The organism is Bifidobacterium pseudocatenulatum DSM 20438 = JCM 1200 = LMG 10505 (assembly GCF_001025215.1).
Lineage (GTDB): Bacteria > Actinomycetota > Actinomycetes > Actinomycetales > Bifidobacteriaceae > Bifidobacterium > Bifidobacterium pseudocatenulatum.
In genome coordinates this window covers 1,980,225-2,000,254 of sequence record NZ_AP012330.1, presented here as the reverse complement: position 1 = coordinate 2,000,254, position 20,030 = coordinate 1,980,225, and the positions used below count along the sequence as shown (strand labels likewise).

The following is a 20,030-nucleotide window of genomic DNA, read 5'->3' as shown; positions in this document are numbered from 1 at the left end:
GCTGAAAACAGCTATGCAGGGGGATTTTCATACTTCATTTAATAGCTGTAGCCACCGTCATCAAGCGTGACCGTGACCTTACCATCCTTGATAGCGAACGATCCGCTCGCATTGAACGTCGTACTATCATCATCCGAATCCCAAGAATCGCCGTCTTTCACCTCGTATGTGCACTTTGCCTTACCGGTTTTAGTATCAAAAGCGCCATAATCAAGGTCGACTTCGTCGATTTTCGGATAGATGCTGATCGACCACGCGAAATTACGGTAATTATCCTCATCCCATACGCGGAAGCCGAACGGGCAGTTTTCCGGCGCATAGTCGGTGGATTCCGCGCACTTGTCGAGCGCGTTGTTCACGGCGGTGCTTAATGCATCCTTGAACTTGCTGGTGGTCGTCACCTTCAGCGTGGTCGGCGAATCACTGTCTTCGTTCGTGCGGAATACCACCGTTTCGCTGACGATATAATCCGTGCTCGTAACGGAAATGTTGTACGTGCCTGGGTATACGCGCAACTGCCATTCGCCGGAATCCGTCTTCTCCGCGTTTTTGGCTGTGACCGCAACCTTGTTGACCGTCAACGATTCCACACTGCTTGGCACGGAAACATTGATGGACTTGATCAGTGGCGTGGTGATTTGCCAGTTCGGGAAAATCAGGAATTTGTTGCCGGATTTGCGCATCGTGAGTTCCTCATCGACGGTTTCGCCGTTCAACGAGTAGCTGATTGATGCGGTGGTTGTGCCATTGCCGGATTTCACGCCATTGACATGCGCATTCGAAATGGTCGCGTTATCGGTCTTGGCGACGCTGTTGGAAAGCAGCTTGCGTTGGTTTTTACCCACTTGAGGATCGGCAATGTCGTTAGCCTTGTCGTAATCGCCGCTGGCGATTGCCGACACATAGCTTTCCGCCATGGATTTCGCGCTGAAGACGGTCGAATTGAGCACACCATAGACAATGCCCAATACGATCAGTGCACCGGCGACGATGCAGCCGATCAGGATCGTCTTCTTAGTTTTTGGGTCGAGTGGCTTTCCTTCACCCTGTGGAACGGCCGGCATCGGAATGTCGGCCGGAGATTGTGGCATGGGAGGAACCGAAGCCGTTGACTGCGGTACTGGTGGAACCGAAGCGGCTGGCGCTGGGATTGGCGTGGTTGGCATTGGAACAGCGGGCATCGCTTGCGTAGGAGCGGTCTGCGCGGCTGGTGACGTTGCTGGCGCGGACGGATTGGCGTACTGCGCGTTGTATTGCGCGTTGTATTGCGCGGTCTGCGTGGTCTGCGCGGAAGCTGCGGTCCTGGCTGCCTTCGGTTGGCCGAAATGCGGATCGCAAGCCTTGACGTAATCGACGACGTTCTGCGGAGTCTGCTGTACGGTACCGCCAACAAGAATCTTCCACAATCCCGGCGTCGACGCAACCAACGTCGGACCAAACGTCATCGCAATCACTTCAACGAGGAAAGCCCAGACGCCGGCGACGATGAAATACCACATTGGCACCATCGTCGAAACCGTATTCGAGCTGTATCCGGCAAGGAAATTCGTGCACAGGAATTCCGCGACAAGCCAGAACACCATCACGGCGACAGGAGCCTTCCATGTGTTCTCCCACTTCGCATAATACGGGTCATACATGTTGCGGGCCGTCTCACGAAGCGCAATGTAAATCGTTGCAATGATGAAAAGCACAAAGCAAATCCACAGTGCCCAAGCGTATTGGGTGACGCTGGCGACATTGAACAGGGAAAGCGTGTAGGAGGATTGACCGGAAACCGAAGCCGTGACACCACCGAACGAAGATACGGAAAACAGTACGAACGGTACGGCAGGCAATAGCAGCGGAATCAGCAGTATGCCGGCCAGTGCGCTTCCGGAAGCGGCCGTCGCCACAATCAGTGCAACGAGACCGAGCGCCAGGAACAATACGCCGTAAATCGCAGCAGATTCAACAAGCGTGCGTACGAAACCGCGCGTGCGATGAGCCCAACGCCAAGTGGCGGAGAACATGTTATTGGAATCGGGAGCAAATTGCGCCAGAGCGTAGCCGGCCAATGCGCCGAGTCCAGCCAGCAGGAACGCCATGAAGAACGTGCGGAACGATGCTCCGGAAAGCGATGCGGACGCGGAGTAATATGCGTACGATCCTCCGATTTTCGCAGGGAAAATGGCGGCGAGAATAACAACCACCAAACCGGAAAGCACACCGACGATAGCGGAACTGATCGCACCGGTCCACTTGAAACGCAGTGCGGACTTACGCGCCAGCATATAAGCGCCAAACGCGGCGCCGCGCAATTGCAGGATGGCCATGCGGCTGCGGGAATTCCTTCCGTGTGTCCGCAGTGCGGCGTCGCCGTCACCGCAGATATGCGATTCTGTGGTTCCTGCGGTTTTCCGTTGGGGACACAAGGTGCTCAGCCGGCTGAGACCACTCAAATCGATGTTCCGCCGGCAACGGCCGCATATCCTCCGGTTCCCATGCCCGCGCCATCAAGCCTGCAGCTAGACATGCAGTCCGGAACGCAATCTGATCCGCAAGCCAATGATTGCAAGAACCGCAAGAAGCCAATCATCATCGCAATTATTGTAATTATTGCGGTGATAGCGTTAATCGCGGGATTTGTTGTATGGAAATCAACCAATCGTAATAGCGGTGACGATTCGGCGCAAAACGGTTCTTCGACGGCGCAAAACGCGGATGAGCAATCCAACAAAACCAAGCAGAACGATGCGGCCAAGCAAACCAAGGATTGCGCGACAACGCCCGACGCGGGCTTGGAGAGTGTCGAGAAAAATGGAACCACGATGATTGCGACCGTCGCGTTCTCTGCACACGCCTGCGGTGACACCGCGTGGAAAGGCGAGGACGTCACAATCTCCATCAAGGATTCCAGCAATGAGGTGATCGCGTCCGCGGTGTACGACTTCGCATCCGATCCGATGCAGTTCACAAGCGGCACAGCGACGCTCGAGCTGGCGTACGCGATAGGGCAGTACTGGCGTGCGTCCGACCAGATCGAAACCAAGTCGACCAGCATGGTGGTGCAGAAGGGTGCGACGCCGAACGGTAATGCGGTTGCGAGTGTGGGAGACGCAAGGGGTGGCGCGAACATTGCCGACTCCGATGCGGAACGCTATGCGCAGCTGGCGTTGAGCTGGCAGCTGTCTCATGACCGGTCGGCGGTTTCCGGACTGTACGACATTCCGACAACGCAGCTGTTCAGTCGTAAATACGGTATGGAAGTCGACGGCAAAACCCAGCAATACCGCGATATTTACGCGCAGTATCTTACATCGCGCGCTTCATGGCCGAAGGCGGTGTTGGCGTGGGCCGCGGACTACAGCTACTACACGCGGTATGGGCATGAGGCCGATTATTACGTGCTTCTTTCCGGGGAGGAGTTCGGTTCGGTGGCTGATGCGCGTGCATGGTGTTCGGACAATGGATTCGGGGAGAATGATTGCATGGCCGTGCAAATAAATTAGCGAAGTGAATTGGCGGAAGTGTTTGGGGCGATTGGATTACGCGGAACGACAGTTGTGAAGAAATTGTGATTTCCTGCCTTGGCTGTGCTGTTTAGATAGGGAACATGACGGCTGGATCGCATTTTTCTGTAATTTATGCAATATGCTGAAATCGTTGAAAAATAGCGGTTCTACAATCGCGACACGCCGAGAGTTGCGTTCTTCTTGATTCTGAGTATATTTACTTCTTGTGCTCAGCGAGAACAAAACCTCGCAAGACCAACGCCCCTTTAGCTCAGTTGGTTAGAGCAGCTGACTCTTAATCAGCGTGTCCAGGGTTCGAATCCCTGAGGGGGCACAGACAAAACCTTGGAACTCCGGTTCCAAGGTTTTTTTGTTTTCTGATGCTCGCATGTCTACTCCCACATCCACTGCAGTTTGCGTAGAAACTGTTTCTCGGGCCTATCCTCCTCGTACTCCGCATCCGTACTATCGGCAAGGTTCTCCAGCGTCCTGATTCCTCCAGTCAGTGGAGGAATCTTCCCGTTTGTAAGCATCCCAGAGTCCGAAAACATCCAATCGGTGGAGGGATCTTCCCGGAAGTGGGCCTTTCAGCGGGCGAAACATCCAGTCGGTGGGGGAAGCTTCCCGCTGGCGCACGCTTCAGCATCTTGATTCCTCCAGTGACTGGGGGAATCTACCCGGAAAGCAAGCCTTCCAGCGGGCAAAACGTCCAGTCGGTGGAGGAATCCACCCATCGACTGGCGTCTCAGCGTCCTGATTCTTCCAGCCGGTGGGGAAATCTACCCGCTGGCGCACGCTTCGGAGTCCTGATTCCTCCAGTGACTGGGGGAATTTACCCGGAAAGCAAGCCTTCCAGCGGGCAAAACGTCCAGCGGGTGGAGGAAATGGGATGCTAAGGAAATGGCTTTGCGATGAATTCCCGTGGATGGACTTACGCACCGGCCCTACTGGCTTCCCGCGACGGACTCACTATGGCTCCCGCATGCCGGCCGACGCCTCATCACTCCATGAAGACACGCGTTCCAGGTTCAATCCCCCGGCGCGTCCACCCTGGTAATAACTTCCGAGGGTATAGACAATAACTTTGGTTCCGATATGCTCAAAGGCCCACGTGCGGTCCGATCATCGATTTGCTTCTTTGTCTGAGAATAATGACGTATTACTCTGATTGCAGAAGACAAGATCGTGGGCACTCTTGGCAAGGGCAGGTCGACAGGCTCCAACGCGCAGTACGACATCTCTAATCTTCATTTCTACAGGGATGGCGAAGACATCGGTATTGCAGAGTTCTTCGGAGTGGATTCATCATCTATAGATAAAGCCAGCACCATGGTTGTGGCCACGCTGACCACACCGAAGAAGGCTGCGAAAGGCAATCTCATTGGCACATGGGGATTCTCTGCCAAGGCGGCAGGTCTGACCATTACCGAAATGCAGATGACTATGCAGACTGGCGGTACGTGGACCGGCAGCATGAAATCCGCAGGTGACGACAAAGCCGAACAATTCGGCGGTACTTGGGTCAGCCAAGGCGGATCCACATACCATATCAACGAAACGCAATCGTATAATTCCGAATTCGATGTGACGCTGCCCAGCGGTCGGCAGTACTGACGATAATGGTGGAACTGGCGAAACCGCGGTTTGCCGAATCAAACTACGAGTGCAATATCCAACATATGAAACCAGCGCTATGACGTCATACCTAGTGGCATACTGACTTCCAGTGCGGGGAGTAATGTTGGACGCTGTTGTCCGCCGAGAGCGGAATCGACATCAATCTGATTCTTATTGAGAAGAAGCAATAGAGGAAACAGCAGTGGAATACTCGACTTTTGTCAAACTTGCGGCCGAATTCTTCGGTACCGCCATTCTGATGATCTTCGGCAACGGCGCTGTCGCGAACGTTGAACTGAAGAACACCAAGGGCCACCATGCGGGCTGGCTGAACATCGCCATGGGCTACGGCTTCGGCGTGATGATCCCGGTGCTCATGTTCGGTGCCGTCTCCGGCGCGCACATCAACCCGGCCATGACCATCGCCCAGGCTGTGAACGGCCTGTTCGACTGGAGCCTCGTGCTGCCGTACATCATCGCCCAGCTGCTTGGTGCCGCCGCAGGTCAGCTCGTGGTGTACATCACCTACTACCCGCACTATAAGGACACCGAAAACGCCAACGCCATCCTCGGCACCTTCTGCACCACCGACGCCCACAACGACCGCATCAACTACTTCGTCAACGAGTTCTTCGGCACCCTCGTGCTCGTGTTCGGCGCCCTGTGCTGCCTGTCCATGCCGTGGGGCGAAGCGGACCACGCTGCCGCTTCCATCGTGGTCGGCTTCATTGTGTGGGGTCTCGTGACTTCCATGGGCGGCCCGACCGGTCCTGGCCTGAACCCGGCCCGTGATCTCATGCCGCGACTGCTGCACGCCATCCTGCCGATCCCGTCCAAGGGCTCCTCCCGCTGGGGCGAGGCTTGGATTCCGGTTGTCGCCCCGATTCTGGGCGCTATCGTGGGTGCGTTCGTGTTCAAGTTGTTCGCCTGATCGCATTCAATCATTCGTGACTTGTTTGCCTGACCGTCGCATAAGTTGCGTTTGATATATGAGAACTGTTGCATAAAGCCTGTTTTCCTCGGAAAATTTCCGGTACGGGGGAAGCGGGCTTTTTGCATGCCTACTGTTGGCTGGTAGTGTTGCCGCGGAAGAGATATGCTGCCACCTGCGTGACGGCAGGGTTATAAGGAGGCCGGATTGAAGCGAATTCGTACCATTCTGCGTGCGCTCGATCCGAAAGCGGCCGCCACCATGAGCCGCCGGGAACGGACGGAAGCGTTCCGCATCCGCAGAAGCGTCGTGGCTTGGATTCTTGCATTATGCGTCATCGTGTCATGTACGTCGTGCAGCGTGCATGCCGTGCTGGTCAACGCGGTACTGAACGGACATGCGAAAACGGCGCAGATCGGCAATTCCGGAACACATTCAGAAAAAACGGATCAATCCGCGAAATCCGAAAAGAAATCGCAACAATCAGAGAAGAAAACCTAGGAATCGTCGGAAACGAAAGACGCAAAGGCCTCAGCGGAGGAAACGGCGGAACCGCAGGAAGACGCCGTCACCAAAGCGCTTCGCGAGCAGTCGGCCGCGCTGATGGACGATCAGAAAAGCGAAATACTTGCGAAAGCGCAGCAAACGGCGCAAAACAGCGGATATGGCATGGTGCAATATCATTACTGTGTGGTCACCAATGGTGAAGTCGGATCAGTCGAAGATTTTTCGAATGCCGTGTTTCGTATTCTGAACAGCGAACATGGATGGGCGCGCAGGCGCGATTTTCGAACCTTCTACGGACGGCAATTGCGATTTCAATATCGTGCTCGCCCAAGCGTCGACCTTGCCGACGTTCTCGTCGGTATGTTCGGAGCAATACAGCTGCCGTGTGGGCAACAATGTGATTATCAACGATGATCGTTGGAATTCCGGCACGGACGTGTGGATGTCGGGAGGCGGCGACTTGGCGCGATATCGCACGATGGTGATCAATCATGAGGTCGGGCACCGGTTGGGGCATATCGACAATGAGATGACGTGCGCGGGGCTGGCCAAGCGGCACCGCTTATGCAGGAGCAGTCCATATTTTTGGATGGCTGTGCGATCAACGAATATCCGCTTGATTCGGAATTATGGATTGGCTGAACGCGATTGCGGAATAGAGCTGCAGAATAAAACTGCAGAATAGGGCCTACAGTCCGAAATATGCGTTGAACTCGCCTTGATCGAGCGTGCGGTCTGACGTGTTGGTGCGAACGGCATCCCAACTGAATACGCCAAGCGCTTCGTCGGCGCTCATAGGCTGCGGTTTGGTGTGTTTCAGGTCTCCCTGCAATCCGAGCAGCCATGCGCAATAGCCGATGATCTGTTGCGCGGTGGCGCCGTGTGCCGTGAGTATGCCGAGATCGAGCGAGCGCTCGCGTTTGGCAAGGCGTTGGCCGGCTGCGTTGTCGATGAGGGGCAGATGCGCGTATGAGATGGTCACATCGTCAGGTTTATTGGAACCGTCGGCAGGATGGAAGGGCTGTGTCGGTTCGGAAGGCTTGAATCCCGCGTTGATAAGGGCTTTGCGAATGTAGATTTGCAAAGCGTTGGAGCGAAGCAGATCACGGCCGCGCACAATGTCGGTGATGCCCATGTCGAGGTCGTCCACGGTGACGGCCAGCTGGTAGGAGTAGATGCCGTCCGAGCGGCGCACGATGATGTCGCCGATGTCGTGGGCGAGGTTGTATTGCTGGGTGCCGAATACTTCGTCGTGGAAGGTGATGGTGGTGTCGGCGGTGGCGATGCGCATCGAGTGGCGGTCGTTGTTGGCGAGGCGTTGTTTCGCACGCTGCGGTTCGCTGGCGATGAGGCGTCGGCATGTTCCTGGGTACACGGTGAAACGATCGCCTTCCTGTGGCGCAGAGGCGGCGCGGATGTCGGCGCGCGAGCAGAAGCAGGGGTAGATGAGCGGTGTTGCCTCAGAGGTGGCTGCTTCGTTGCCTGCTGTAGTGCTGCAGGGCTTGGAATCGTTGGAACCAGTACTGATAATATCGCTGATTTCGTCAAAGCTCAGCTTGCTGAGAAGCTCAAGCGCTTCCTGGTATAGGGCGTGTCGCGACGACTGGAATACCGGTTCGTCATCCCAACCGAGACCAAGCCATTCGAGATCGCGCATCATGGTTTCGGCGGCGCCGGGAACCACTCGTGGCTCGTCGATGTCTTCGATGCGCAGCCGTATGGAATCACCCGATTTGCGGGCGGAAAGCCATGCTCCGAGCATGGCGTAAACGTTGCCGATGTGCATGCGTCCTGATGGGGTTGGTGCGAATCGGCCGGTCATGGCTGCTCCTTTGGTGGGTTGACTGTGGCAGTACGCAACTGTACCCGTTGGGGTTTAGCTAGGTTTAGCGTAGGGCGATTCAGGTGGCGTGAGCCCCCATAGCCTTACGTTAAAGTGGTAGTATATGCCGTTCGGGCGCGTTCGTTTGTGATGGTAATCTACGAGCACGAGAATGGTATTCCGTTTTGTCGGATGAATGGGGTCGATATGACGAAAAGGCAGTTTAGTAACACGGAGGTCGAGTATCTTCGTGCGTTGCCGGCGGTTGAGTCGGTTACGGAAAATCGGATCACGTATTCGCGTGATTTTCAGATCAGTTGCATGCGCCGATATTTGGATGGCGAGCGGCCGAGCACGATTTTCACGTCGGCTGGGTTGAGCCCTGCGATCATCGGGCGCAAGCGTGTGGAACGTAATATCGCACGTTGGAAAGTGGATCTGGATATTATGGCGGCCGCAAGAAGCAATTCCACGACGGGCGCCTTGTCTTCCGACACCAGGGAACGATTGGTGACTGTGCAGTTGGGGCAGATTCGATCGCTGACGTGTCAGGTGCTTGCGTTGAAGGAACGCGTTGATGCTTTGGAACGCAAATTAGACGAATCGCAAGGCTGAATTTGAGTTCGCTGAGAAAATTTTTTTTTGAAGAAAAAAGTTTTTTCGGCGCGTGTTTAGTAAATCTTGCATATAGTTGCTGTCGGACGGAGTCTTTGAAGTTCCCCCTTCTACTGCCGTCTGTTTTATTAGCCCGTACGGATATCGGTCGCTTTATCGCTTCACTTCAGACCGTCGTACGGGCTTCTTCTTACTCTGGTAGAGGTAGTTGGGATTGAACGCAAGAGGCTGAACATGACTGCATATATGGACCATAAGAATCTTGCCAATGAGGTGATCGACGGTGTGCGTGCCGTGCAGATCGCCGATGGCGTGCACCGTGTGCTGGACCGCATCGCATCGGCGGAGCAGCATGCCGGGCGTGACGCAGGTTCCGTACGCCTGCTTGCCGCCACGAAAACGCGCGACGTAGGTGAGATCATGGCTGCGATCGACGCTGGCGTGCGTATGATCGGCGAGAATCGTCCGCAGGAAGTGATGGCGAAGGCCGAAGGATTGATGGCACGTTGCGGGGAGCGCGGATTCGCGTTGGGCGTTGCCGACGATGCCGGCGCTTCCACTATTGCGGGTGAGCATATTCCGTTCCATCTGATCGGCCAGCTGCAAAGCAATAAGATCGGCAAAGTGCTGCCGGTCGTCAACACCATCGAATCGGTTGATTCCCTTGACTTGGCGGAGAAAATCTCACGCAGGGCCGTGGCGCGCGGCATCACCGTGGGCGTGCTGCTGGAAGTCAACGAATCGGGTGAGGCGTCGAAATCCGGCTGCGATCCCTCGCATGCCATCCGCATCGCGCAAAAAATCGGTACATTGGACGGACTTGAATTGCAGGGGCTGATGACCATCGGCGCGCATGTCGACGACGAAACCGCCATCCGCAAGGGATTCGAGCACCTGCGCAAAACCCGCGACCATATTCTCGAATCCGGCGAGCCGGGCACGCAATCCTGCCGCGAACTGTCGATGGGCATGACCGGCGACATGGAACTTGCGGTTGCGGAAGGATCCACCATCGTGCGCGTCGGCACCGCGATTTTCGGCGAGCGTGCTTTTATCTGACGTTTTCTTCCTGTGACGGGCCTTCGCATGATGTGATGGCCCGTTTTTTTTTTCGATGTTTTTGATTGTCGGGCGTTGCATGTCGATGATATGGACGATTCGACGATTGTTGCGGGTAGACTGGCAGACATGAGAATCGCACGTTTTTCGCATAATGATGTACCGCAATACGCTTTCGTGCAGACCGACGAAAGCGACGGCAAGGACTATCTCGTGGCGCTTGAGGGGCATCCTCTGGCCGGTGCCGGTGTGAAGCCGACCGGCGAGCGTTTTCCGGTGGATGGCGATGGCGTTCGTCTGCTCTCTCCGGTGATCCCGTCGAAGGTATACGGGCTGGCCAAGAATTACGAGGCGCACGCGCAGTTCATGCATGAAGCAGGCCATTCCGACATCAAGCACGCTCCGGAAGACATGGTGATCTTCTCCAAGCCGAGCACGTCGGTGATCGGCCCGGACGATCCGATCGTGATCCCGTCGTACTCGAACGATATGAATTTCGAGCCGGAAGTGGCCGTGGTGATGGGGCGCATCGCCAAGAACGTGACGGTCGAACAGGCCATGGATTACGTGCTCGGCTTCACTTGCGTGAACGATGTGACATTGCGTGACCTGCAGGGACTTGACCCGATGTGGACGCGTGCGAAAGGCTTCGACACCTCCTGCCCGCTCGGCCCGTGGATCGTGACCCGCGACGATTTGGATTGGAAGGACGCGAAGATCTCCTTCACGCTGAACGGTGAGGATGTCGAGCTGGCTTCCGGCACCACGGCGAATCTGATTCACGGCATTCCGGAGCAGATCGCGGCGATTTCCAGCTTCACGACGCTGCTGCCGGGCGACGTGATTCTGACGGGCACGCCGAACGCTTCCGGCCATCTTGATCCGGGCGACGAGGCGATCGTGCACGTCGAAGGCATCGGCAGCCTGCGCAACGTGGTGGTGCGCGGCTGATTGCCGATTGCTGATTGACATATTGAAGATATGAAGGCCGTCACCTTTCGTGGGTGACGGCCTTTGTGCTGCGTTGTTCGCGATTTCCCGTTTAGTGAACAAAAGTTGAGTGTTGCAGGCTCAACTTTTGGGAATAGAATGGTGGTGAAGTCGGTTGAGCATATCAGACAACGACATATGCGTCGACGCGACCGTGCGAAAAACGGACGATCGGCGCGAACCATGGAGGATGATATGGAACAGAAGTTCACCACAATGGCGCAGGAAGCCATTTCCGACGCCGTACAGAACGCGTCGGCAGCAGGCAACGCGCAAGTCGAAACCCTGCACCTGCTTGACGCGCTGCTGCGCCAGGAAAACGGCGTGATCCGCGGTCTGATCGAAGCCGCGGGCGGCAACGCGCAGAACATCAGCGCCGCCGTGCACCAAGCGCAGGACGCGCTGCCAAGCGTCAGCGGATCGACCACCGCGCAACCGCAAGTCAGCAGGCAACTATCCGCAGTACTTGCGCAAGCCGGCAAGGAAATGCAGCAGATGGGCGACGAATACGTATCCACCGAACATCTGCTCATCGCCATCGCGGCGGCAAAGCCGAATCAGAGCGCGCAAATCATGGAACAATACGGCGTGACCGCCGACGCGCTACGCAAAGCCGTGCCAACGATCCGAGGAGGCGCGAAAGTGACCAGTCCCGACGCCGAAGGCTCCTACAAAGCCCTCGAAAAGTATTCGACCGACCTGACGGCAGCCGCGAAAGAAGGCAAGCTCGACCCCGTGATCGGCCGCGATCAGGAAATCCGCCGAGTCATCCAGATCCTGAGCCGCCGCACCAAGAACAATCCGGTGCTGATCGGCGAGCCTGGCGTGGGCAAAACCGCCGTGGTGGAAGGCCTTGCGCAGCGTATCGTCGCCGGCGATGTGCCGACCACCCTGCAAAACAAGAAGCTCATCTCGCTTGATCTGGGCTCCATGGTGGCAGGTTCGAAATACCGTGGCGAGTTCGAGGAACGCCTGAAGAGCGTGCTGCAGGAAATCAAGAACGCAGACGGGCAGATCATCACGTTCATCGATGAGATCCATACCATCGTCGGCGCGGGCGCGGCCGAAGGATCCATGGACGCGGGCAACATGCTCAAACCCATGCTCGCGCGAGGCGAACTGCGCCTGATCGGTGCCACCACACTCGACGAATACCGTGAGAACATCGAAAAGGATCCGGCATTGGAACGCCGTTTCCAGCAGGTGTTCGTAGGAGAGCCGAGCGTGGAAGACACCATCGCCATCCTGCGTGGCATCGCACCGAAATACGAAGCCCACCACAAGGTGACCATCGGAGACGATGCGCTCGTGGCCGCGGCGACGCTGTCGAACCGGTATATTTCCGGCCGTCAGCTGCCGGACAAAGCCATCGATCTGGTTGACGAGGCCGCATCGCACCTGCGCATGGAACTCGACTCCTCGCCTGAGGAAATCGACGAACTGCAGCGTCAGGTCGACCGTCTCAAGATGGAAAAATCGTACCTGCTTGGCAATCCGAAAGACGATGCCGACGCGCAGAAAGCGGAAAACGAGCTTGATGAAAGCGCCAAGGAACGTCTCGACGACCTCAACAAGGAAATCGCCGACAAAAGCGAGAAACTCAACGGTCTGAAAGCACGCTGGGACGCCGAAAAGAACGGGCACAACCGCATCGGCGACCTGCGCAAGAAGCTCGACGAACTACGCACCCAAGCCGAACGGTATGAACGCGAAGGCGATCTGGCGAAATCCTCCGCCATCAACTATGGCGAAATTCCGGCCATCCAGAAGGAGATCGCGCAAGCCGAACAAAACGAGGCGGCGGCCAAGAACAGTGCGGCAGGCGGTGCTGACGGTGGCTTGGGTGGCGATATTCCGATGGTGCCGGACCGCGTTGACGCCGACTCCGTGGCCGAAATCGTGTCCGACTGGACGGGCATTCCCGTCGGACGCCTCATGCAAGGCGAAAACGAGAAGCTGCTGACCATGGAAGACTATCTCGGCAAACGTGTGATCGGCCAGAAGGAAGCCATTCAAGCGGTTTCCGATGCGGTACGTCGTTCGCGTGCGGGCATTTCCGACCCGAACCGCCCAACCGGCTCGTTCCTGTTCCTCGGCCCGACCGGCGTGGGCAAGACCGAGCTCGCCAAGGCGCTCGCCGACTTCCTGTTCGACGATGAAAAGGCCATGGTGCGCATTGACATGAGCGAGTACATGGAGAAGGCCTCCGTGTCTCGTCTAATCGGTGCTGCGCCAGGCTACATCGGCTATGAGGAGGGTGGCCAGCTGACTGAAGCCGTGCGTCGCCGCCCATATTCGGTGGTGCTGTTCGATGAGGTTGAAAAGGCCAATCCTGAAGTATTCGACGTGCTGTTGCAGGTGCTCGACGACGGCCGTTTGACCGACGGGCAGGGCAGGACCGTGGACTTCAAGAACACGATTCTGATCATGACCTCCAACCTTGGCTCGCAGTTCCTGGTGAACACCGAACTGGATGACGAAGCCAAGAAGAAGGCCGTGATGGACGCCGTGCATATGCAGTTCAAGCCGGAATTCATCAACCGCTTGGATGAACTGGTTATGTTCCACCCGCTTACGCGCGAAGAGCTCGGCGGCATCGTGGACATTCAGGTGGCGCAGGTTTCGGCCCGCTTGGCGGATCGCCGCATCAAGCTGGATGTTACCGATTCGGCGCGCGATTGGCTCGCCAACACCGGTTACGACCCGGCGTATGGCGCTCGCCCGCTGCGTCGTTTGGTACAAACCGAAGTCGGCGACCAGTTGGCGCGCATGCTGCTGGCCGGCGAAGTGCACGACGGCGACACCGTGCTTGTGGATCAGACCGGCGGCGACCATTTGGAGCTCTCCTCGTGGGCGCCGGGGCAGATTGACGACGATTTTTCGGCAGAGGCTAAGTGACGGTCGGAGTCATTCGGCTGATCGGTTTGGCCTGACTGACTGTTGATTGGCCGAGTCACAAAACGGTCTAACCGTTGACGGTGGGCGGACTGCGCACATGCGGGTCCGCCCATTTTTCGTGCGATTGCGCGATTTTCTTTTGCGAAAACCGTTTTACCGTGACGGTTGGCGGTCATATGCCTGCAAAACCAAGCCTGCGACCGTCAAAACCGTCGCACCGATCAACACGGCGATCGCAAGCTTCGGCTGAAGCCCGAAAATCAGCCACAAAGCGAACGTCCACACCGCGATGACCATCGTCACGGTCGCGGTAATCTGCGTTACCCGCGTGCGAATCTCATATGTGATGCTGGCCTGGATAAGCGTATCCATGCTTTGCTGTGTTTCTTGCGTTTCTTGCGATTGTATTTCTTGCTTTTCTTGCGATTGTGCGGTCGGAATATCGCCTTCCGATGCTTTCTTTGCCATGGGGCGTTGCGCGATCAGCGAAATCGCAAGCGATAGCACGGCGACCATGCTTGCGAAAGCGAAATACTGATTGCGTGACCCCGCGGGGAAAATCCACGACACCACGCACGCCAGCAGACTGTAGACGTACACAATGGTCATGGCGAGCGACAGCAGCGAATCCGCGTTGGGCGTGTGGCTTTTCAGGGCGGCGATACCGCGATTGTGCATCGGCGCGGCGCAGTAGAACATGACCGGCGTGGCGATGATGGCGTGCAGCCATGGATTGGTCAGCCAGTGGGGAAGTGTGATGCCGCCGAATGTCAGCATGGTTACGGTGAATGTGGGAGCGGTCAGTATGGTTGCGATGGCGAGACTCTTGGCGATGTCGCTTCGGTGTGTTGCGCCGGCTGCCTCGTCTGGATTTTCGGTGTGATTTTCGGTGTGATTCTTGGCGGGCTTGTCATCGGTGATGCGTTGGTGGGAGGGGGCTATGTCATCGTTTTCGCTTAGGAATAGCCTGAGGATGGCCCAAGTGGCCACGGCCGCCGCAACAATCGCCGCCACCGTCATAAACAAATCGAATCCCATGTGTTTCCGAACCCCCGGATTGCCTCTTGAATGCCTCTCGAATATTCAGCGTGCTCGCGTTGCCGCATGTTCGTGAGCATGCTTTCGGCTCCAAGCATAATGCAGCTGGGCATGGATGTCTTGCGAACTTTGATCTTCCAAGATGTCTTGGTCATGCTGTTATATAGAACATATGTTCGACAATCCTGTGTTTGTGGTGATTCTTCTGGTGGTTGTGGCCGTGCTTGGAGCCGCGGCCGGCTTTTTTGCGGGCCGTTCCAAAGGGCAGGAAATGGCCCGTGATGCGAAAACCGCTGATCTTAACGAGGCGAAAGCGCAGATCGAAGCTGATCGGCAGGAAATCAGCGAATTGTCCACGGCGGTGACCCAATACCGCACGCAGGCGGAAGGGTTGGCCCAACAGTTGACCTATCTCAAATCGCAGCTCGCGCAGGCCCAACGGGCCGAACAGGAACGAGTGGAGCGGGAGCGTGAGCGGGCCGCGGCCGAAGCGGAACGCAAGCAGGCCGAAAACGAGCGAAAACTGCAGGAGCAGAGCAAGGTATTGTCCGCGCTCGCGCCCGTGCAGAAGAATCTTGACGCCCTGCAGCAGAAGGTTTCGCAGATCGAAGAGGGTCGCAAGCGGGAAATGGGTGCGCTTGGCGAGCAGCTCAAAGGCCTTGGCGAGCAGCAGGCTCGTCTTGACCGCGAAACCAACGCCCTGTCGTCCGCGTTGCGCAACAACAAGGTGCGCGGCGCGTGGGGTGAGGCGCAGCTGAGGAACATCGTGGAATCCGCGGGACTGCTGGAACATGTGGATTTTGACACCCAGGTGGTCGTCACCGACGTGGATGGGCGTACGCAGCGTCCGGATATGGTCATCCATATGCCGGGCGGCAAAACCATTCCAATCGATGCCAAGGCTCCGTATGCCGACTACCAGAAGGCGTGCGAGATTCCCGATACCGCCACGCCCGAGGAGCTGACGCGAAAGTCGGAGCTGCTGCATGCGCATGCCAAGGCAGTGCGTGAACATGTGAAGACCTTGGGCGACAAGGCCTATTGGAACGCGTTCGCCGATGCCCCCGATTTTGTGATCGCCTTCATCCCCAACGAATCCCTGCTGCAGGCGGCTTTGGAAACTGACCCGACGCTGATGGATGACGCGTTTGCACGCAAGGTGGCTTTGACCTCGCCGATTACCCTATGGGCGGTGCTGAAATCCGTGGCATACGCGTGGCAGCAGCAAAGCCTGACCGATGACGCGAAAATGCTGTTCGACCTGTCCCGCGAATTGTATGAACGGTTCGCGGTGTTGGGCGATCGCGCCACCAAGCTGGGGTCCGCCATCACCAAAACGGTCGGTGCCTACAATGCGTTCGCCTCGTCGCTGGAATCGCGCGTGCTGGTCACCGCACGCAAGCTGCAGCGCGTCGACCAGAGCAGAATCATCGAACCCGTAAACATGATCGCGCCAGAAAAGGCCGACATCCGCGAACTCACCGCCCCTGAAACCAACGAGCAGTAGGTGCTGTGAAAAGGGTGTATTATGGGTGCTTTGGAGCAAGTGCTGCAGCGGGTGTTGTAATGCTATTTGGCTTTGTATGGGGGTCTATAAATCCTTGATGAGGCTCTTTTAAGGGGATTGTCCGGCTTCCGCCGTCTTTGTTGCAAAGGGGCTGCTGGCTGGAATTGTTATTGAATTGTTACTGGCTGGGATTGTGGTGAAAGTCACCATAGCTTTGAATAGAACATAGACCGTTAACGTTCACAGTGTTGTAGGGCGCGTCGCGGTTCGTGGTTGGACATGGACGGTCCGGCCATGCGGCCACAAGCAAAAGAAAAACAATAAATACGGACCAGCGCCGCCGACTCAGAACGAACGACGGTGATGCAGTAATGAAGCATAAGCAGAGCGCTAGCTATCACTCTATGTCGTAACCGTGTGCGGCGGTGGTAAATCAAGGAGAGTGCATGAAACGACATAGCCAACGATTGCGCGATATTCTCAGACGTGGGCTTGCCATCGCGGTCACGGTACCGATGATGGTTTCGTTCGCGCCGGTCGCATTCGCTGAAGACGGCGCCGGAACCGGTAACGGTTCGGCAACCCCCTCTGCTTCAAGCGGTCTGAACCTGCTTGCCAGCTATGATTTTTCCGACGGAACTGCGACTGACACATCCGGCAACGGGTACAACCTGACCATGAACGGCGGTGCGAAGGTCGAAGCGTTCGGCGACAGGAACAATAACCAGGCGTTGTCTCTGCGAGGCAATGGCCAGTATGCTTCGTTCCCGGATGAGCTGTTCGCCAAGGCGGGCAACTCGTTCACCATGGAATTCGCTGCCAAATCACGTCATGCTGATGACGGCAACTATTTCAGCTTCTCTGTGGGTGGAAGCCAGCAGAAATACCTGTTCTGGTACCTGAGCACCAAGTCCACGAAGTTCGTCATTTCCGATAACAAGTGGAACAATGAGCAAGGATTTAAGACTTCGCTGTCTAACAATGACAATATCTGGCACAACTACAAGCTGATCGTCGACGGCGAAACCCTCACCATGCTTCGTGACGGCGAACTTGTCGGATACAAGGCAAACACCGGCATCACCATGGCCGATCTGGGCAGCACCGCCGCAACCATCGGCAAATCCCTGTATAGCGGCGACGCTTATTGGAGTGGCGCGATCGATGACATCAAGATCTATCAAGGTGCGGACGTCACGTTGCCAAGCAGCGTGACGATCGTTGGCGATGGCGTGCTTGACGGTGCACTGACCATGGTTGAAAACAGCGCTACGAAGCTAACGGCCACGGTTTCTCCTGAAAACGCCATCAGCACCGATGTGACATGGGAGTCGTCGAAGACTTCCGTCGCCACCGTCGGCAGCGACGGCACCGTCACGGCTGTCGGAGAAGGAACCACCACAATCACGGCGACTACGAAGGCCGGCGGCGTTTCCGCAAGCGTTGACGTCACCGTCAAGCCGTTGGATCCGGCGACCGTGGTCCAATTCGATCTGGATTCCGCGATTTCTGCCGTCAACGAGGCGACCACCGAGAATCTGCCGCTGATTTCCACCGGCTCGAAGTACGGATCCACCATCACTTGGACGTCTTCCAATGAAAATGTGATCACCGGAACCGATACAAATTACCAGGCGCCGTCGGTCGGATCCGCTGACCCGTATAAGGGTGCAGGCGTTGTGACCCGCCCTGCATACGGTGACGGCGATGCCGCGCCGGTAGAGCTGACCGCCACCGCGGCCAACGCTGACGGCAGTGTCACCAAAACCGCCAAAGTGTCGGTGATAGTCAAGGAAAAGACTCGCGAAGTGCCTGACGAAGCTTATGCCGCAGTCACCTTCCTGTCGGATTCCGACAAGACGAATGGTAAGACGGGCGAAGCGCTGTACATGTCTGCCACGGAAGGCAACAACTTCTTCTCCTTCAAGGAAATCAACAATTCCAATCCGGTCATCGAATCTTACGCCGATACCAAGGGCCTGCGCGATCCTTACGTGCTCAAGTCGCATGACGGGGACAAGTACTACATGATCGCCACCGATCTGAAGGTTTCCGCACAAGGATGGGGCCAGAACCAGCAGTATGGTTCGCTCAAGGTTGAAGTGTGGGAGTCCAAGGACATGGTCAACTGGACTCGCACCAACGCGGCCGACGGCGATACCGGCATTAAAATCAATGTCGACAATGCGGGCATGACGTGGGCTCCGGAAGCCTACTGGGATGATTCGCTCGGCGCTTACGTGGTGTTCTTCTCGTCACGTATGTACACCGACGACACCCGTTCCACCGCGGTGACCAGCACCAATACCGGCTACGCGTACAACGTGCTGCTGTACTGCATCACCCGCGACTTCAAGACCTTCACCGAACCGGTGATGTGGCAGGATACCAACTATTCCCGTATCGACTCCACGGTCATCAAGGTTGGCGACTACTACTACCGCTTCACCAAGAACGAGGAAAGCGGCGCTGCCGGAAGCTACATCACCAACGGCAAGTCCACGTTCCTTGAGCGTTCGAAGGTGCTGACGGCCACCACCGAGGAGGCATCTCCCGATACCGATCCGGAAACCGGCTGGCAGCTGCTTGACCAGCGCATCTTGCCGTTCGAAGGTCCGGAGGCTATCAAGCTCAACGCCGGAGACAAGTATCAGAATGAAGCAGGGGATGCCATGGTCATCATGGCTGATTCCGGTGGATACCAGCCGTACATGACCAGCGAATCCGCTCTGCTGAGCTGCGATTGGAACAACCGACTGTCGCAGACCGATGGATGGCATACTCAGAAGGATCAGAACGCGGGTGTGAGCGGCTACGTGTATGCCAATGGCATGCCGACCCCGACCCGCCACGGTGCGTTCGTCAATGTGCCTGCTGCCATCGCCGAGAACATGCATCGTTGGACGACCGCCAACCCCACCACTCCGGATGCGACTGACTCCACGACCAAGCTGGAGCGCGGTAGAGACACGCTGACTGCCACTGTCACCGCCAAGGACGGCGGCAATGTGGCCGGATCGGTTGTCTTCACCGCTGGCGACTGGACCGAAACCGTCAAGCTCAATGCTGATGGCGTCGCCACAGTCACCGCTCCAGAAGGCGCGCTGGGCAAAGTTTCCAAGATCACGGCGGCCTACGGTGGGTACACCGATAACTTGGTCAACGTGTCTGACGATGCAATCGAGCAGACTCCGGATCCTGATCCGACTCCGGACCCGACTCCTGATCCTGATCCGACTCCGGCTCCGACCACTAAGCCCGGTACTACCACCACCAAGAAGACTGCGAAGAAGGCTGCGGTTGTGGTGAATACCGGTGCCAATGTCAAGGGCATAGCGCTGGTCGCCGCAATCCTGGCCATCGGTGGTGCGTTGGCTGTTCTGCGTCGCTGGAAGGCAGCTCGCTGACTTCACATGAACGCTTCGCCTATTCCGTTTCCACGTATTCCATCCATCCCGCGTGAAAACAAGACGAAGCCCCGTAAGAGAAACCGTCCGGTTCTATTTACCTCCTTTCCGGACGGTTTCTCATCCTCCTTGTTATGCATGAATC

The 20,030-nt window shown here is 56.8% G+C and carries 15 protein-coding genes and 1 tRNA gene; 13 read left to right on the top strand and 3 right to left on the bottom strand.

The annotated features are described in order from the left end of the window. Positions 1–38 precede the first annotated feature (38 nt). Entirely contained in the window at positions 39–2,315 is a 2,277-nt protein-coding gene (locus tag BBPC_RS08180; protein ID WP_004223172.1) for a hypothetical protein, read from the bottom strand. Between the two features lie 21 nt (positions 2,316–2,336). Between BBPC_RS08180 and BBPC_RS08175 the strand changes: the two genes are divergently transcribed. The 7 genes from BBPC_RS08175 to BBPC_RS10125 all read left to right on the top strand — a co-directional run bounded on the left by BBPC_RS08175 (position 2,337) and on the right by BBPC_RS10125 (position 7,234). After that, positions 2,337–3,491 carry a zinc ribbon domain-containing protein gene (locus BBPC_RS08175; RefSeq protein ID WP_259328010.1) on the top strand — a complete coding sequence of 385 codons (1,155 nt, stop codon included), beginning with the start codon at positions 2,337–2,339 and terminating at the stop codon, positions 3,489–3,491. Positions 3,492–3,754: 263 nt separating this feature from the next. Then, positions 3,755–3,828: transfer RNA gene (locus tag BBPC_RS08170), tRNA-Lys, on the top strand. 851 nt (positions 3,829–4,679) lie between these two features. Next, positions 4,680–5,108: a hypothetical protein gene (locus tag BBPC_RS08165; protein WP_004223180.1), complete on the top strand. Its 429-nt coding sequence runs from the start codon at positions 4,680–4,682 to the stop codon at positions 5,106–5,108. Between the two features lie 205 nt (positions 5,109–5,313). Continuing rightward, positions 5,314–6,042, top strand: a complete 729-nt coding sequence (locus BBPC_RS08160; protein ID WP_004223183.1) for an MIP/aquaporin family protein — start codon at positions 5,314–5,316, stop codon at positions 6,040–6,042. 207 nt (positions 6,043–6,249) lie between these two features. Further along, positions 6,250–6,543: a hypothetical protein gene (locus BBPC_RS09960; RefSeq protein ID WP_004223186.1), complete on the top strand. Its 294-nt coding sequence runs from the start codon at positions 6,250–6,252 to the stop codon at positions 6,541–6,543. 102 nt (positions 6,544–6,645) lie between these two features. Further along, positions 6,646–6,963, top strand: a complete 318-nt coding sequence (locus BBPC_RS10130) for a hypothetical protein (protein WP_226565581.1) — start codon at positions 6,646–6,648, stop codon at positions 6,961–6,963. Next, positions 6,869–7,234, top strand: coding sequence for a DUF3152 domain-containing protein (locus tag BBPC_RS10125; protein WP_231857854.1), 366 nt, complete (start codon positions 6,869–6,871; stop codon positions 7,232–7,234). Before BBPC_RS10130 ends, BBPC_RS10125 begins: the two co-directional genes overlap by 95 nt. A 3-nt stretch (positions 7,235–7,237) precedes the next feature. Here BBPC_RS10125 and BBPC_RS08150 read toward each other — a convergent pair whose 3' ends face one another. After that, positions 7,238–8,371, bottom strand: coding sequence for a glutamyl-Q tRNA(Asp) synthetase (locus BBPC_RS08150; protein ID WP_033524310.1), 1,134 nt, complete (start codon positions 8,369–8,371; stop codon positions 7,238–7,240). Between the two features lie 207 nt (positions 8,372–8,578). On the opposite strand from BBPC_RS08150, the gene BBPC_RS08145 reads away from it, so the two are divergent. The 4 genes from BBPC_RS08145 (at position 8,579) to clpB (ending at position 13,933) form a co-directional block, all read left to right on the top strand. Then, positions 8,579–8,986, top strand: coding sequence for an HTH domain-containing protein (locus BBPC_RS08145; protein WP_033524309.1), 408 nt, complete (start codon positions 8,579–8,581; stop codon positions 8,984–8,986). Between the two features lie 234 nt (positions 8,987–9,220). Next, positions 9,221–10,045, top strand: a complete 825-nt coding sequence (locus BBPC_RS08140; protein ID WP_004223193.1) for a YggS family pyridoxal phosphate-dependent enzyme — start codon at positions 9,221–9,223, stop codon at positions 10,043–10,045. A gap of 129 nt (positions 10,046–10,174) precedes the next feature. Beyond that, positions 10,175–10,996 carry a fumarylacetoacetate hydrolase family protein gene (locus tag BBPC_RS08135; RefSeq protein WP_033524308.1) on the top strand — a complete coding sequence of 274 codons (822 nt, stop codon included), beginning with the start codon at positions 10,175–10,177 and terminating at the stop codon, positions 10,994–10,996. A gap of 234 nt (positions 10,997–11,230) precedes the next feature. Continuing rightward, on the top strand, positions 11,231–13,933 hold the full coding sequence (gene clpB / locus BBPC_RS08130; RefSeq protein ID WP_033524307.1) for an ATP-dependent chaperone ClpB: 2,703 nt from the start codon (positions 11,231–11,233) through the stop codon (positions 13,931–13,933). A 153-nt stretch (positions 13,934–14,086) separates the two neighbouring features. Here the strand turns inward: clpB and BBPC_RS08125 are convergent, their stop codons facing one another. After that, complete coding sequence (locus BBPC_RS08125) at positions 14,087–14,971, bottom strand: hypothetical protein (protein ID WP_004223196.1); 885 nt, start codon at positions 14,969–14,971, stop codon at positions 14,087–14,089. 172 nt (positions 14,972–15,143) lie between these two features. Between BBPC_RS08125 and rmuC the strand changes: the two genes are divergently transcribed. Together rmuC and BBPC_RS08115 are read left to right on the top strand one after the other, a co-directional pair. Beyond that, entirely contained in the window at positions 15,144–16,478 is a 1,335-nt protein-coding gene (gene rmuC, locus BBPC_RS08120; protein WP_004223201.1) for a DNA recombination protein RmuC, read from the top strand. A 446-nt stretch (positions 16,479–16,924) separates the two neighbouring features. Further along, on the top strand, positions 16,925–19,885 hold the full coding sequence (locus tag BBPC_RS08115) for a LamG-like jellyroll fold domain-containing protein (RefSeq protein WP_226650437.1): 2,961 nt from the start codon (positions 16,925–16,927) through the stop codon (positions 19,883–19,885). Positions 19,886–20,030: the final 145 nt, after the last annotated feature.

What these genes read in the sequence shown, in the direction of transcription:
- rmuC (WP_004223201.1), top strand. Translation starts at nt 15,144, where the DNA reads ATGTTCGACAATCCTGTGTTTGTGGTGATTCTTCTGGTGGTTGTGGCC.
- BBPC_RS08115 (WP_226650437.1), top strand. Translation starts at nt 16,925, where the DNA reads ATGAAACGACATAGCCAACGATTGCGCGATATTCTCAGACGTGGGCTT.
- BBPC_RS08140 (WP_004223193.1), top strand. Translation starts at nt 9,221, where the DNA reads ATGACTGCATATATGGACCATAAGAATCTTGCCAATGAGGTGATCGAC.
- clpB (WP_033524307.1), top strand. Translation starts at nt 11,231, where the DNA reads ATGGAACAGAAGTTCACCACAATGGCGCAGGAAGCCATTTCCGACGCC.
- BBPC_RS10130 (WP_226565581.1), top strand. Translation starts at nt 6,646, where the DNA reads ATGGACGATCAGAAAAGCGAAATACTTGCGAAAGCGCAGCAAACGGCG.
- BBPC_RS08180 (WP_004223172.1), bottom strand. Translation starts at nt 2,315, where the DNA reads ATGGCCATCCTGCAATTGCGCGGCGCCGCGTTTGGCGCTTATATGCTG.
- BBPC_RS08125 (WP_004223196.1), bottom strand. Translation starts at nt 14,971, where the DNA reads ATGGGATTCGATTTGTTTATGACGGTGGCGGCGATTGTTGCGGCGGCC.
- BBPC_RS08150 (WP_033524310.1), bottom strand. Translation starts at nt 8,371, where the DNA reads ATGACCGGCCGATTCGCACCAACCCCATCAGGACGCATGCACATCGGC.
- BBPC_RS08135 (WP_033524308.1), top strand. Translation starts at nt 10,175, where the DNA reads ATGAGAATCGCACGTTTTTCGCATAATGATGTACCGCAATACGCTTTC.
- BBPC_RS08145 (WP_033524309.1), top strand. Translation starts at nt 8,579, where the DNA reads ATGACGAAAAGGCAGTTTAGTAACACGGAGGTCGAGTATCTTCGTGCG.